Here is a 14,447-nt window from a genome sequence, read left to right as displayed (position 1 = left end):
CTACGTGGTAGATAACACCAGTGCGGTGGTGCAAGGCCTGGATGTCAACCAGAGCATCGTTGAGGTCTATACGGTGACGACGGCGGACGGCAAAGACAGCGAAACCATCACCATCACCATCAACGGAGCGGAAGACCCGTCGGATATCACCGTCGATGAAGGCAATGGCGACAGCGACACAGGCAGTGTGACTGAAGATGTCAATGAGAACGCTGACGGCGACCTGGTCACCATTGGCACCCTGACCGTCAACGATGTTGATGGCGATGGCGCCTTTAACACCAGCCCGACCTTCACCAGCAGTACCGGAAATAACGGTGCAGCCCTGGGTACGCTGACCATCTCAGACACAGGCAGCTGGGAATACAAGATGGATAATGCCGCCGTTCAGTACCTGGGCCTGAAGGCGGATGGTACTCCCGAGACGATCACCGAGGTTTACACTGTAGCCACGGCGGATGGAGAGGATGAGCAGACCATCACCATCACTATCAAAGGTGCTAACGATACTGCCAAAATCACTATTGACCCGTCGGTCAACGATGACCGTGAGGTCCTGGAATCAGGGCACAATCAACCGGGGGATGTCACGGCCAGTGGCAAGCTCTCTATCGATGATCCTGACAGTGGTGAGGAGAAGTTCCAGAGGCCGGAAAACCTGACGGGAACTTATGGAAAATTCACTTTTAACCCTGATACTGGTGAATGGGGATATAGGCTTGATGCGGGTAAATCGGATGCCCTGAAGGAAAATGAGATAAAATCCGACAGCCTCATCGTTACCTCGAAAGACGGCACAGCCAGCCATGAGATTAAAGTTATTATCACCGGCAGTAACGATGCCGCCACCATCGCTGTTAATGAGTCGGTTCCCGATGACCGCGCTGTCCAGGAGGTTGGGTACAATCAGACCGGTGATGCTACTGCCAGTGGTCGGCTCAGGATCGCTGATGTGGATGCAGGTGAGGCGGTGTTCCAGACCCCTGCGAGTTTGGAAGGTATCTATGGTACGTTCACCTTTAATGCCCAGACTGGCGAATGGGGTTACACCCTGGATGCAGGCAAATCCGATGTCCTGACTGAGGGTGAAAAACAAGACGACTACCTCAAAGTGACCTCCCTGGATGGCACCGCCAATCATTGGATTACAGTGCGTATCACCGGTGCAGACGATCCTTCAGATATCACCGTAGATGCAGACAATGGCGACAGTGATAAAGGCAGTGTTACTGAAGATGTGAATGAGAACGCTGACGGTGATCTGGTCACCAGCGGCACGCTGACGGTCAATGATGTGGATGGTGACGGGGCCTTTAACACCAGCCCGACCTTCAGCAGCAGTGGCAGTAAAGATGGTACAGCACTGGGATCGCTGACTATCACGGCGGACGGCACCTGGACATACACGGTGGATAATGACGCCGTGCAGTACTTAGGTCTTGATGCGAATGGTGATCCTGAGACTGTTACCGAGATTTATACCGTAAAGACTGCGGATGGAAAGGATGACCATACCATCACGATCACCATCAATGGTGCTAATGAAGTTCCTGAATGTGAGAGCTTCACCGTTCATTCCCGAACTTTAAGCAGTGATGATATCAGTATCGACTTCACCGGCCTGGTTAGTGACGCTGAGGATGTTAATGAGGATGTTGTAATCATGCTCACATCATTACCTGACTCAGAAAAAGGATCGCTTTACTTTACTAATGATCAGGGGCAACCAGAAAAGATAACAGAGAATATGCTATATCAGGTTGGCGATACTGGTGAGGTATCAGGGAAGACCTTCATTCAGGATGAATTAATATACAGGCCGGTAACAGGTAACTTGGGTTATGTAGGGGATGGCTCTGTTGATGAAGAGCATTCAAAGAAAGATTGGGGGGAGGAAGTAATACGGCCAGGTGTAGGTATAGATATGGCGGATTTTAAGCGTGATGGTGGGGATGATGGTGGGGGTGATGGTGGGGATGATGGTGGGGATGATGGTGGGGATGATGGTGGCGGGAGTATGAATACTGGCGCTGTCACTGAAGATACTAATGTGAACAATGAGGGTTATTTGGAGGTCGCTGGTAAAGTTGGTGATTATAAAAAATATGATATCAAAAGCCCAACCTTCAATGACGGTGACAGCACAAATAGTTCTCCGCTGGGCGTGTTGACCATTGATCTGTCTGGCAACTGGAGTTATGAAATTTCGAACGGAGCCGTTCAATACCTGGGTGAGGGCGATACCATTACCGAGGTTTACACTGTAACTAATAAAAAAGGTAATAAAACGGAAGAAATCAAGATTACTATCAACGGTGTTGAAGATACCGACTTGATAAAGACATTTGATAATGGCGTTACCGCTACTATCACTGCATCTGGTGGTGAGTTGTATATTTATGATAAGTACATTCTAGACGACGACAAGTACGTTCTAAACGATGAAGGTAAGTATATTCTAAACGATGAAGGCGAGTATGTTAAAGCCACTCATCTTGGTAATGGTTTGAGCGTTAAACAGCCGGGTGAAGAACCTAGAGAAGCAGGGATAACACCTGGTGAGTCAGTCACCGTTGAATTTAGCGAAGGAGTGTCGTACGTAGAAGTCGGGCTTGATGGATTTGGGGGGCAGTTTAAAGAAGGTGAAGGTTGGGGAGCCTCTGCTAAATGGACTGCTACAAATAGTGAAGGAGCGCAGTTTAGCGGCAATATATACAACACCAGCGGCGAGCTTACTCAAGACTTTGTTATTGATAGTAGTATGACGGGTGGGAAATCCATCACTTCTATCGAATTCACCACTGAGATTGATGACGATGCGGTGAAAAATAATACCCCCCATATCGATTTCAATGCGCCCTCCACCTACGAAATCCTTTATATTGATGTTGGCTTTAACGTAGAAGACAGTTTTACCTATGTTCCGATTGATACTGATGGGGCTGTGGGGGAAGAAAAGACCGTTTCCATTAATGTTAATCCCGTCGTATTTGCAGGGACTGATGGCCACGATATTCTGATTGCCGGTGCGGGTGCTGATGTTATTGATGGTGGAGAAGATCATGATAATATTTCCGGAGGCAGCGGAAATGATGTTCTCGAGGGCGGTGAGGGCTCTGATACCTTTGTTTTCCAGCTTTCTGATCTGAACGACGGTCGGTTGGTTCAGATGGATACATTGCTGGATTTTGAGCTGGGCAATCCAGCCAGCGAAGCGGGCGATATTCTGGATTTGTCGGCGCTGATCGACTTCAATGTCGGTAGTGAAACACTGGATCCGGCGACATTGCTGAATAAAGGCATCAGCGCCAGCTACGATGCAGGTAGCAACGCAGCGACCATTATTTTCAAAACGAATACCAGTGATGGTGATAATGATACTTTGCAGATCGTGCTGCAAAATACCGATGGCTGGAGTAATCAAGATGCTCAGGCTGGTATCGATGGTAATGATATTCTTCAGCAGCTGATCAATAACGGCCAGCTGATCGTTTAAGGCTATTTCCAAAAATAACAAACCAATAAAAATTGAATGTAAGAAAGGAGTGTTAACAGGATGTCGACCAGACTTTTCAAAGTATCTACGCTGGCTGCAGTGGTGTTATCAACCAGTGTTCAGGCAGATTCTCTGCTGGATGCCGTTAATGAGACGCTGGCTACTAACCCGGAGGTTCTGATTCGCACCACCGCAGCAGATGCCCGGGGTGATGAGGTAACCATGGCTCGGGCGGGCTATCTGCCGAGAGTGGATCTGACTGCCGGAATTGGTTATGAGAACAGCCGTAACAGCACAACCCTTGCTAACTCAGGAAACACGGGCAGCAACGATCAAAGCAGAACCCGCCGTGATGCCTCACTAACCGCACGACAAATGTTGTTTGATGGTTTTGCAGTAAATAGTGAAGTTGATCGCCAGAAAGCCCGGCAGGCATCGGCAGCCCAGGAAGTGTGTTCGGTGGCCAGCAATACTGCACTGCAAGTCACCCGAACCTATATAAATGTCATGCGTCAGCAGTCCGTGGTTGAGTTGATGAAAACCAATTCGGCAGAGCATGAACGGGTAGTGGAACTGATCGAGAAACAGGGACGAAAAGGTCGCAGTAATGAGGCAGATGTGGCCCAGGCGCAGAGTCGGCGAGTGCTGGCCAAAGCCAATGAAATCAGCGCAGAGTCGGTGCTCAGGGATATGAAAACCCAGTATCAGCGTCTGGTTGGTAATCTGCCATCGTCTTATTCTTTGCCGGAAGTGCCGGACAATACTCCGGCTTCTCTGGAATCTGCATTGAAGCAGGGCGTCAATGCCCATCCTGTTATGAAGCTGGCAAGTGCTGATGTTAACGCTGCTGAAGCTCAGTATGACTCCAGCAAAAGCGCCTATATGCCACGTTTTGAGCTGGAAGTGGGTGCCAACTGGGATACTGATGCCAATGGTGGCAAAGGCGATACCTACAACCACGTTGCCAAAGTAAATATGACGTATAACCTGTTCAATGGTGGTGGTGATAAGGCTCGCCGCAGTCAGACCAGCAAGCTGGTAAACGAGGCAATCGAAGTGCGTAACCGGGCTCGCCGACAGGTTGAGGAAGAAGTTCGTCTGGCCTGGGTGGCGGTTGATTTTGGGGTGCAGCGTTTAGTGCCACTGGAAGACCATGTTCGTCAGTCGGGTAAATCCAGAGAGCTGTATAACAAGCAGTTCCTGATGGGTAGTCGTACGCTGATGGATTTACTGGATAGCCAGAATGAATTTACTACCGCGAGACAGAGTGAAATCAACGCCCGGTATGATCTGTTGTTCAATCAGTTCCGTCTGCTGAATAGCACGGGTTCTCTTTTGACAGCTCTGGATGCCAGCCTGCCGGTTGAGAATGATTGTGGGGTGAAAGTGGTTGCTGCGCTTTGATGCTTAGGAGCTTAGGAACGGGTGCAATCAAAAGTGTTCTCTGAGGAGGTCAACAGTTAAGAATTTACCATCGCCCTCCTCGCGAAGGAGGGTGTCGCAAAACCCTCCGAACTCGTTCCCACGGTCCCCGTGGGAATGCATACCGAACCCACCGCAAATAGAAACAACCAGCATGAAACCCTCGGAAACCCAGACAAAGAGAGGGTTGCCCACCTACGGCCAGATCCGTATGCATTCCCACGCAGAGCATGGGAACGAGGCTAGATCCGTATGCATTCCCACGCAGAGCATGGGAACGAGGCCAGCATGGGAACGAGGCTAGATCCGTATGCATTCCCACGCAGAGCATGGGAACGAGGCTAAATTATCCATTTGCCAGTAAATTGAGGGACCTGGGGCGTAGTACTATAAACAATTCCGGCTGGGTTCTCCGCTGTCATTGTGTACAGGGATTGTACACAATCCATCTGGCAGGGATAGTTAACCATCGGCAGTCACCTCCCTGTGGATGGATCCTGTACAATCCCTGTACAGGATGACAGCGGAGTTGGTCGGTAATAATGGCTGTTTTCCCAAATGTGGAAGTTATTAAAGGACAATTCCTTAGGAACTGCTTTAAATAACGCCCCATTTCTATAAACGTCTATAGTCGCCTGCCTCCCAAAAACGCCAGATCCGCTTATGCTTTTGCGGACAACGGACAACGGCTTCAAGGTCCTTTCAGCTTAAGCTTCAGAATTATGTAGATTTCCTGCTGATCTTTGCTGTGAACAAACCTGAGGGCTTCTCTGAGCGTAGGCAGGTTGCTGGTAATCACAGGGCTGTCCAATAACTGGTCGAGCTTGTCCATGGGTTTGAGGTCTGTGCGTACGGGCTTGATGTTGAACTCTTTGATATCGGCGCTGCCCATGACCAGTTCTGCCAGGCTGATCTGACGCAGTGAGTCTTTAATGCCAATTAGAGCAAAGGCCAGATGCGATCGCGAATGGGGAAACGGATTGTTGATGCCGTAGCAGATCATCCTGCTGTACATCTCGATCTGTACAAGCGTACTGTCATGACAGCCAAGAGGGTTGTCAGTACTGTCCATGCTATCCAGGCCCATCATATCCTGGCTCAAGTCCTGCAATGTTAATTCCTGCTGACCGAAAACTGGCTTGATACTTTCCATGGCTTTACTCCCCTGCAAGTCAATGTCAGTCATTTATATCATTGATTCTGTGGGGGATTGTCTAACAAGGCTGCCAGTATTGCTGACCAGTCAGAAAGGTATGGAGAAGCCATCAGCGTAAGTGAGCACAGCATGAATTTAATTAGTGGTCTAATATATTTCCTTGTGTTTACTTTCATTTTTGTTGGTTTTGTTTGACTTTTTGCGGCTTTTTGATGATTTTTCTGCATATTGATGCATTGATGTGTAATGTCAGGTTGGTTAGACTTCTAACTAATTGGTTGTTTAATAAAAAGAATATGCTGAAAACTGGTTATTACTCATCTATCGACAGCTGTTTTTTAATAGTTGCTATTAATGGCTGCATCTCATCAATCTTATGCTCTCCAGGCTGTTATTCCTGTCGGATAAATCTACCTGATATCTTCAATATCAATGACTCAGGTTTCAGGCAATCACGATCCCGGAGTCTTTTATAAACATGGTGATAGATAGAGGAGCCGATTTCTGCAGACATAACCACCGGGCAAACAACCTTTAAAACAAGAAATTAAGCAGTACGGAGAAACGTGATGCGCCTCAGAAACTTTGTGGATGGCGACTATTGCAGTAACAGCAGTGGTAAGACTTTTGATGTTATTAACCCTGCTACAGGAAAGGTTGCCTATCAGGCAGAGGTTGCCGATGAGTCAATCCAGCAGACGGCAATGACCAGTGCCAGACGAGGGTTCGGGCAATGGTCCGCCATGACCGGTATGGAACGCAGCCGTATTCTGCACAAAGCAGTTGCCCTGCTGCGGGAGCGTAATGATCAACTGGCAGCGATTGAGGTGGAAGATACTGGCAAGCCCTGGCAAGAGGCATCGGTTGTTGATGTCGTTACCGGAGCCGACTCTATCGAGTTTTTTGCCGGGCTTGCACCCGCCATAGAAGGTAACCAGCAAAGCCTTGGTGACGATTTTTATTACACACGCCGTGAACCGCTGGGGATTTGTGCCGGAATTGGTGCCTGGAATTATCCTTTACAGATTGCCTGCTGGAAGTCAGCCCCCGCACTGGCCTGTGGCAACAGTATGATCTTCAAGCCTTCAGAAGAGACACCCCATGGTGCTACGAAGCTGGCAGAAATTTTTATTGAAGCGGGTGTGCCGGCAGGGGTTTTCAATGTTGTCCTGGGAGATGCTGAGGTTGGAGAGTGGCTGACAGGTCATCCTGATATTTCAAAAGTGTCATTTACCGGTGAAGTGAGTACCGGCAAAAAAGTGATGTCTGCTGCGGCTTCATCGTTGAAAGAGGTCACCATGGAACTCGGTGGCAAATCACCCCTGATTATTTTTGAGGATGCTGATCTGGACGAGGCGGTTTCTGCGGCCATGCTGGGTAATTTTTATACCCAGGGAGAAATCTGTACCAATGGAACCAGGGTTTTTGTGCACCGTTCGGTCTATGACCCGTTTGTGGAGAAACTGTTGGCGCGCACCCGCAACAATATTGTTGCAGGTGATCCCATGGATCCCGCTACTAATTTTGGTGCGCTGATTTCTGCGAAGCATCATCGGGTGGTATTGGATTTTATCCGGTCCGGAATGGATGAGGGCGCCACTTTACTTCATGGTGGTAAGCCATTATCACCGGCAGCATCACCCGATGGTTTTTTTGTTGAGCCGACTATTTTCACCGATTGCCGTGATGACATGACCATCGTCAGACAGGAAATCTTTGGGCCCGTTATGTCACTGCTTATTTTTGATGATGAGTCAGAGGTTATTCAACGGGCCAATAACACCAAGTATGGGCTGGCAGCAGGTATTTATACGCGTGATATCCGCCGTGCTCATCGGGTTGTTGGACGACTTCAGGCGGGTATTTGCTGGATCAACAGTTACGGACTTTCACCAGCAGAGATGCCAGTAGGTGGCTATAAGCAATCCGGCATTGGCCGTGAAAATGGCATGGAAACCCTGCGTCATTACACTCAGTTGAAGTCTGTCTATGTGGGTATGACACCTCTTGAAAGCCCATTTTAAACAGCTGTGAGCGGAAAGCACCGCACAGCTGCAGAGTCCGAAATAGCGGTATTTTCATAATAAAAAATAAGGCAGAGTCGTTTATGTCAACATCATCAAGCCATTCATCAAGCCATTCATCAAATCATGCCTCCAATTATGACTACATCATTGTTGGTGCAGGTTCCGCTGGCTGTGTACTGGCCAACCGTTTGACTGAGGACCCTGATGTTAACGTGCTGTTACTGGAGAATGGGGGGAGTGATCGCAGCCTGTTTATTCAAATGCCTACGGCACTCTCCATTCCCATGAATACGGAGAAATTTGCCTGGCAGTTTGAAACTGAGCCGGAACCTTTTTTGGACAACCGTCGTATGCACTGTCCTCGAGGCAAGGTGTTGGGTGGTTCCTCATCTATCAACGGTATGGTTTATGTACGTGGTCATGCCCGGGACTTTGACCAATGGCAGAGCCACGGTGCAGAAGGATGGAGCTACGCCCACTGCCTTCCTTATTTCCAGAAAGCTGAGACCTGGGCTTTTGGTGGTGATGATTACCGGGGAGATAGCGGCCCACTGGGTGTCAACAATGGCAACCAGATGCAGAACCCGCTTTATCAGGCATTTATCGATGCCGGCGTGCAGGCCGGGTACTTGTCTACAGAGGATTATAATGGCCGCCAGCAGGAAGGCTTTGGGCCTATGCACATGACGGTGAAGGATGGACGTCGGTGCTCGACGGCTAATGCTTATCTTCGGCCAGCCATGCAGCGTCCAAACCTTACCGTGATTACCCATGCGCTGGTTCATAAAGTACTGCTGGAAGATAAGGTGGCGGTTGGCATCCGTTATGAGCACAAGGGCAGCGTACAGGAGGTGCGGGCAACGCGGGAGGTGATTCTTTCTGCCGGATCGGTTGGTTCGCCACATATTTTACAGTTGTCCGGTATCGGCCCAAAAGCCGTATTGGAAGAGGCCGGGATTGAGTTACAGCATGAACTGCCTGGCGTAGGAGAAAATCTGCAGGATCATCTGGAGTTTTATTTCCAGTTCAAGTGTAAGCAGCCCATCACCCTGAATAGCAAACTGAACTGGTTCAGTAAGGGGTTGATTGGTGCCCGCTGGTTACTCGATCGAAAAGGACTTGGCGCAACTAACCACTTTGAGTCCTGTGGTTTTATCCGTTCGAAAGCAGGTGTGGAATGGCCGGATCTTCAGTATCACTTTCTGCCGGCCGCTATGCGTTATGACGGAAGAAGTGCCTTTGACGGTGATGGCTTTCAGGTGCATATCGGTCATAACAAACCGAAGAGTCGGGGTTGGATTCGAGCGAAAAGTGCCAGCCCAACCGACAGTCCGGAGATTCAGTTCAACTATCTTGAATACGAGTCAGACAAAGAAGGTTTTCGAGACTGTGTGCGTCTGACCCGGGAGATTATCAATCAGCCGGCATTTGATCCCTTTCGAGGTGATGAAATTCAACCCGGCAGGCAGGTAGAAACGGAGGCTGAAATTGATGCATTTGTTCGCAGTGCCGTGGAGAGTGCCTATCATCCATCATGCTCTTGTCGTATGGGTAGTGATGATCTGGCGGTCGTCGACCCTCAAACCCGTGTCCGTGGAATAGCCAGACTACGGGTTGTTGATTCTTCCATCTTCCCGACCATTCCAAACGGTAACCTGAATGCTCCCACCATCATGGTAGCGGAGAAGGCTGCGGATATTATCCGGGGCAAAGGCTCCCTGGATCCATCTGAAGCAATGGTTGGTATGGATGCAAACTGGAAAGAACGACAGCGTTCAGGAAGTCCCGAACGTGTTGTGATGTAAGGATTTGTCCCTGAATAATTTGCCTGTTTTCGCTGCCCGCAGCCCGAAAAAGAGTAAGATGCATGCTTTTACGGGCTGTGGGAGGCGGGAGGCGGGAGGCGGAAGTCGCCTCGCTCAGAATGAACGGAAACTGAGCGCAAAATGGGTAAGTTATTTCAGGACAAATCCTAAGTAAGTGTCTGGGTTGGTGAAGGATAACCGGCTAAACGGTGTGTTGCTCTGATCATTCATAACCGCTGGGGCAGCACACAGTAGTCTAATAATAAAAAACAAGTAAATTCTGGAGAAGCTTATGACTGCCTGGTTATCAGCCGGCATACTGTTCACGTTTATTGCGGTGGCATTTATTCTGGTTCGCTGGGGTAGTGTCCGATGTATTGGCAATACACCGGTGCGCACCCTGACTTTCATCGCCATCCTCTTCACTTCCGGGCTGGATGTGGGGCTGATCATGTTCCCGTTAACAGAGTTTGCTGGCTATGCGGATCTGCAGGCAAGCCCTGAGTACGGATTTGCCAACCCACTGGCTATTGAGTTTGGGTTCTGGGGCTTTCTGATCTGGGCCTTTTATTTCCTGACCTGTTTCTACTTTTCTGTTATTGAGCCAAAAGTAGGTTTCTTCGAGCTGCCACTGGTTAAGTTCGTTAACAATCTTGTTATTGTCGGAACCTGTGCTTTCACTGCGTATCTATTGTTGGCAAACCTGCCCTGGTACCTGCCAGAGGTTGGGGACGGGGAAACGATTGTTACCTCTTTCTACCTGATTGTTTTTATCGTCATTGCTATTGCGGTTTATTCCAGCACCAGTTTGCGTTATGTGAGATATCTGAGTGTTGCTACAACGCTGCTGTTTCTGGGGCTGATTGCTGTCATGGGGCTCGGTGCAATGATATCCACTGAGAATGGGGCGGTAGAAATGGTTAAGACTGCAGCGCTGCTGGGCGACTATTTTGGCAACATTCACCAGTTCATTTTACCGCTGAATGATTACCACGAGTTCTATCTGCTCTGGTGGTTTGCATGGAGTATTATGATTGGTCAGTTTACTTCCCGTTTTGTTGGCGGGCTGACAACGCGGCAGTTATTTGCAGCTATGCTGGTAGTGCCTTCTATTCCGGTGGGTATCTGGTTTTCGGTATTGTATTACTATCATGCCAATGGGCTTGAGACTGCAGGATTTTATAATCTGGCGATGGCATTGGTTGGTATCACCTTTGTTATTAATTCTCTGGACTCTCTGGTTCGGCTCTATACCGACAATCTGAATCTGACCGTAGCACGGTTTGGCAAGGTGAAGTATATCCTGGGTAATATCGCTGCCTTGAGTATTCTGACGATGTTATTCAAATTGGATTTTTTGGAGATCCAGTGGGTTGGTGCCCTGGTTATTGGGCTGTTCTTTGCCTGCTTTGGTTATATCCTGCTGGCCAGGTTGAAGCCAGTGATGAACATTAAAGCAAACGGTGAAAAGGCAGCCGTGGATTACGGCAAGATTGAGCTGGTGAATTGATTTAGTAACGTTGTCTTTATCTACCTTAAGAGGTTGTCGAAAAAGGCTATCTGTAGGTCGGTTCCCCGTTCAGGGGAGTCGACACGGGCGGTTCACTTGCGAACCTGTTTGGGGAATGGCGGATGGTTCACTTTGATGGTTGCATGGCGGTTGGGCCACGAGTCGGCTCGCAAGCGAACCGACCTGCGTCGAGACCACTTTCCGGACTTTTGCGACAGTCTGTTAAGGACAGCAAGCGATTCTTTGGGGTGGGAAATGCCTGTTAATAAAACAGAACTCAGGGAACGTGATACCCCATAGGCATCTGGTCATCGTACTGCAGCCAGACTTTGTTCAGCCAAATCTCGGAGCCCAGCCAGTCCAGAACCCATTTCAAACCCTGTCCCATGTTTTCCTGATTCCAGGCCAGAAGACAGCCGTCGTTATAATGTAGTTCCGGAACCTCTTTACGCACCAGCAAACCTTCGGCGATATAGGGTTTGGCAAAATGGCTGGGTATAATCGTGGCACCGAGTCCTCTTAACAGACATTCGATGGCTGCCCGGAAACTGGGCACCAGCAGTACCTGCTGATTCTCCAGCAGAAGGTTATAGCCCTGGCGGAAAAAACGAGAGGTGTCTTGAATGCAAATAGACCGGTGCTCCTGCAGCTCTTCCATCGACAGTGATTCTTTTCGACTCGCCAGTGGGTGGTTTGGTGAAACCACAAAGTCCCAGGTCATATTGCCCATTGAGAGCCAGGCAAACCGATCCTGATTCAAAATGGTTTCGGGAATAGCCTGTGGCGCCCCAATCACAATCTGGCAGCGTCCATGGAACAGGGCATCCCAGGAGCCGTTATGGACTTCGGTATTAATAACCAGTTCTGTTTCGGGATGAACTTCCTGTAAATCATGAATCAGATCGTAGACTTTTCCCTGGTTGACGACATTATCCAGAGCAATCCGCAGTTCCTGCTCCCATCCAGTGGCCAGTTGTCGTGTACTCTTTTCCAGTTCATCCAGAGAGGCTAACAGCTGGTCGGTATGCTTAATAAAGTGCTCACCAGCCGGTGTTAGATCGACCCGCTTGCTGTCACGTAAAAATAGCTGTACACCCAGCCGGTCTTCCAGTTTTCGAACGGTATAGCTGATTGCCGAAGGCACTTTATGCAGATGCTTTGCGGCAGCGGTAAAGTTGCGAAAATGGGCAACGGCCCGAACAATCTGAAGCGTTTCCGTTGGAATCATAGAAGGTTGCAGCTGGCTGGTTAAAAAGGTGAGCAATGGTAACCGATCGGGCGGATTATTTTTAGATTTTTCCTATTGTTCCGGACTTCGTTCCCACGCAGAACCCACAGAGCCTAAAAGCGTGGGAACGAGGTTTACTACTGCCGTCTTTCCCGCGAAGGAGCTTGTCTGTCGCAAAAGGCCTTAAAAGAAGGAACCACAAAGGCACAAAGACACAAAGGAAGACTTTTTCTTTTGTTTGCAGCGCGTAGCGCTGGCAACTCCAAAAAACCTTTGTGTCTTTGTGTCTTTGTGTCTTTGTGGTTCAAGGCTTAATCTTCCTTTTGCGACAACCTCATATGTGCTGGAACTGAATCAGTTATGGTTATAACCGGAGGAGTCTTCGGCATTGCCAGGCTCTTGAACCGGGTGTTGTTCAAAATAGTCAATGCAGCGTTTCAGGTCTTCTACGAGTAAGTCGGCAAGGTCGTGGGTGAAACCATGGCGAACCAGAATACGCATGATGACCAGGTCTTCCCGGTCCGGTGGCATGGAGTAGGCTGCAATCTGCCAACCCCGACTACGAATGCGGTCGGAGAGATCATAAAGATTGAACCCCGGGGTAAACCCTTCTTTCAGTGACCAGCTCATGGCGGGTATGCCACCGTTGCCATTATAAATAATGTCAAATATACCCAGTTTCTCAATCTCTTTACTGAGGTACCGGGCTGTTTCATAACAGGCCTTCTGTATACGTCGATAGCCTTCTTTTCCAAGCCTTAGAAAAATGTAGTACTGAGCAGCAATCTGCCCTCCGGGGCGGGAGAAATTCAGTGCGAAGGTTGGCATATCACCACCGAGGTAGTTCACTCGAAAGATCAGGTTCTCTGGCAGCTCTTCCCTGTCGCGCCAGACAACCCAGCCAACACCAAGTGGTGCCAGACCGAATTTATGGCCGGAAGCATTGATGGATTTAACCCGCGGCAGTCGGAAATCCCAGGGCAGGTCAGGCTCGCAGAATGGAGCCAGAAAGCCGCCACTTGCCGCATCTACATGGATGGGGATATCCAGCCCGGTATCCTGCTGCAACTTATCCAGAGCTTTACTGATGGCTTCGACTGGTTCGTACTGACAGGTAAAGGTTACTCCCAGGGTTGGCACGACACCTATCGTATTTTCGTCGCATCGTTTGACCGCTTCCTCAGGGCTCATTATCAGACGATCGCCTTCCATAGGGATTTCTCTGAGCTCAATGTCCCAGTAGCGAGCAAATTTATGCCAGCAGATCTGAACCGGACCACACACTAAATTAGGTTTGTCAGTGGGTTTGCCCTGCTGTTTCATTTTTTCACGCCAGCGCCACTTGAGTGCCAGACCACCCAACATAGCCGCTTCACTGGAGCCTGTTGTAGAGCAGCCAAGGGTATTCATGGCATCGGGTGAGTTCCAAAGGTCAGCCAGCATATGCACGCAGCGACTTTCGAGTTCTGCTGTCTGAGGGTATTCATCCTTGTCGATCATGTTTTTATCGACACATTCATCCATGATTTTGTGAACTTCTTCCTCTACCCAGGTTTGGCAGAAAGTGGCCAGGTTCTGGCGGGAGTTGCCATCCAGCATTAGCTCATCATGAACCACCTGATAAGCATGCCGGGGTTCCTGCTGTTTTTCCGGCATCTTGTATTTTGGCATGCTGACGGACAGGTCTGACGATGCGTAAACGTCGTCTATAAGATTGTCCAGAATATCATCGCGATAATGCAGTGGCATGATTCAGCTCCACGGCAGGTAGTAAGGGAAACTCTTTCGAGTATAGACAGGAAC

The 14,447-nt window shown here is 49.2% G+C and carries 8 protein-coding genes; 5 read left to right on the top strand and 3 right to left on the bottom strand.

The genetic code is table 11. The features are described 5' to 3' along the window. Both RM811_RS01920 and RM811_RS01915 read left to right on the top strand, forming a co-directional pair. On the top strand, nucleotides 1–3,496 hold a 3,496-nt coding region (locus tag RM811_RS01920; protein ID WP_402520232.1), incomplete at its 5' end, for a VCBS domain-containing protein. Nucleotides 3,497–3,556: 60 nt separating this feature from the next. Continuing rightward, a complete protein-coding gene (locus RM811_RS01915) occupies nucleotides 3,557–4,900 on the top strand; it encodes a TolC family outer membrane protein (protein WP_402520231.1) in 1,344 nt (447 codons plus the stop codon). Between the two features lie 709 nt (nucleotides 4,901–5,609). Here the strand turns inward: RM811_RS01915 and RM811_RS01910 are convergent. Next, nucleotides 5,610–6,104 carry a hypothetical protein gene (locus RM811_RS01910; protein WP_402520229.1) on the bottom strand — a complete coding sequence of 165 codons (495 nt, stop codon included), beginning with the start codon at nucleotides 6,102–6,104 and terminating at the stop codon, nucleotides 5,610–5,612. 539 nt (nucleotides 6,105–6,643) lie between these two features. Between RM811_RS01910 and betB the strand changes: the two genes are divergently transcribed. The 3 genes from betB (at nucleotide 6,644) to RM811_RS01895 (ending at nucleotide 11,416) form a co-directional block, all read left to right on the top strand. Further along, on the top strand, nucleotides 6,644–8,098 hold the full coding sequence (gene betB / locus RM811_RS01905) for a betaine-aldehyde dehydrogenase (RefSeq protein ID WP_402520227.1): 1,455 nt from the start codon (nucleotides 6,644–6,646) through the stop codon (nucleotides 8,096–8,098). 83 nt (nucleotides 8,099–8,181) lie between these two features. Next, a complete protein-coding gene (gene betA / locus RM811_RS01900) occupies nucleotides 8,182–9,906 on the top strand; it encodes a choline dehydrogenase (protein WP_402520225.1) in 1,725 nt (574 codons plus the stop codon). A gap of 292 nt (nucleotides 9,907–10,198) precedes the next feature. Further along, nucleotides 10,199–11,416, top strand: a complete 1,218-nt coding sequence (locus RM811_RS01895) for a BCCT family transporter (protein ID WP_402520223.1) — start codon at nucleotides 10,199–10,201, stop codon at nucleotides 11,414–11,416. 277 nt (nucleotides 11,417–11,693) lie between these two features. On the opposite strand, the gene RM811_RS01890 is transcribed toward RM811_RS01895, so the two are convergent. Further along, nucleotides 11,694–12,644, bottom strand: coding sequence for a LysR substrate-binding domain-containing protein (locus tag RM811_RS01890; protein WP_402520221.1), 951 nt, complete (start codon nucleotides 12,642–12,644; stop codon nucleotides 11,694–11,696). Between the two features lie 354 nt (nucleotides 12,645–12,998). Beyond that, nucleotides 12,999–14,393: a glutamate decarboxylase gene (locus RM811_RS01885; protein ID WP_402520219.1), complete on the bottom strand. Its 1,395-nt coding sequence runs from the start codon at nucleotides 14,391–14,393 to the stop codon at nucleotides 12,999–13,001. Nucleotides 14,394–14,447: the final 54 nt, after the last annotated feature.

This window comes from Endozoicomonas sp., from assembly GCF_031844845.1.
Lineage (GTDB): Bacteria > Pseudomonadota > Gammaproteobacteria > Pseudomonadales > Endozoicomonadaceae > Endozoicomonas.
The sequence above is the reverse complement of the archived record's forward strand: the minus strand, read 5'-3'. Positions and strand labels throughout refer to the sequence as shown.

Bases quoted from the DNA above. Each gene is read 5' to 3' on its own strand.
- RM811_RS01915 (WP_402520231.1), top strand. From the start codon at position 3,557: ATGTCGACCAGACTTTTCAAAGTATCTACGCTGGCTGCAGTGGTGTTA.
- betA (WP_402520225.1), top strand. From the start codon at position 8,182: ATGTCAACATCATCAAGCCATTCATCAAGCCATTCATCAAATCATGCC.
- RM811_RS01910 (WP_402520229.1), bottom strand. From the start codon at position 6,104: ATGACTGACATTGACTTGCAGGGGAGTAAAGCCATGGAAAGTATCAAG.
- betB (WP_402520227.1), top strand. From the start codon at position 6,644: ATGCGCCTCAGAAACTTTGTGGATGGCGACTATTGCAGTAACAGCAGT.
- RM811_RS01890 (WP_402520221.1), bottom strand. From the start codon at position 12,644: ATGATTCCAACGGAAACGCTTCAGATTGTTCGGGCCGTTGCCCATTTT.
- RM811_RS01885 (WP_402520219.1), bottom strand. From the start codon at position 14,393: ATGCCACTGCATTATCGCGATGATATTCTGGACAATCTTATAGACGAC.
- RM811_RS01895 (WP_402520223.1), top strand. From the start codon at position 10,199: ATGACTGCCTGGTTATCAGCCGGCATACTGTTCACGTTTATTGCGGTG.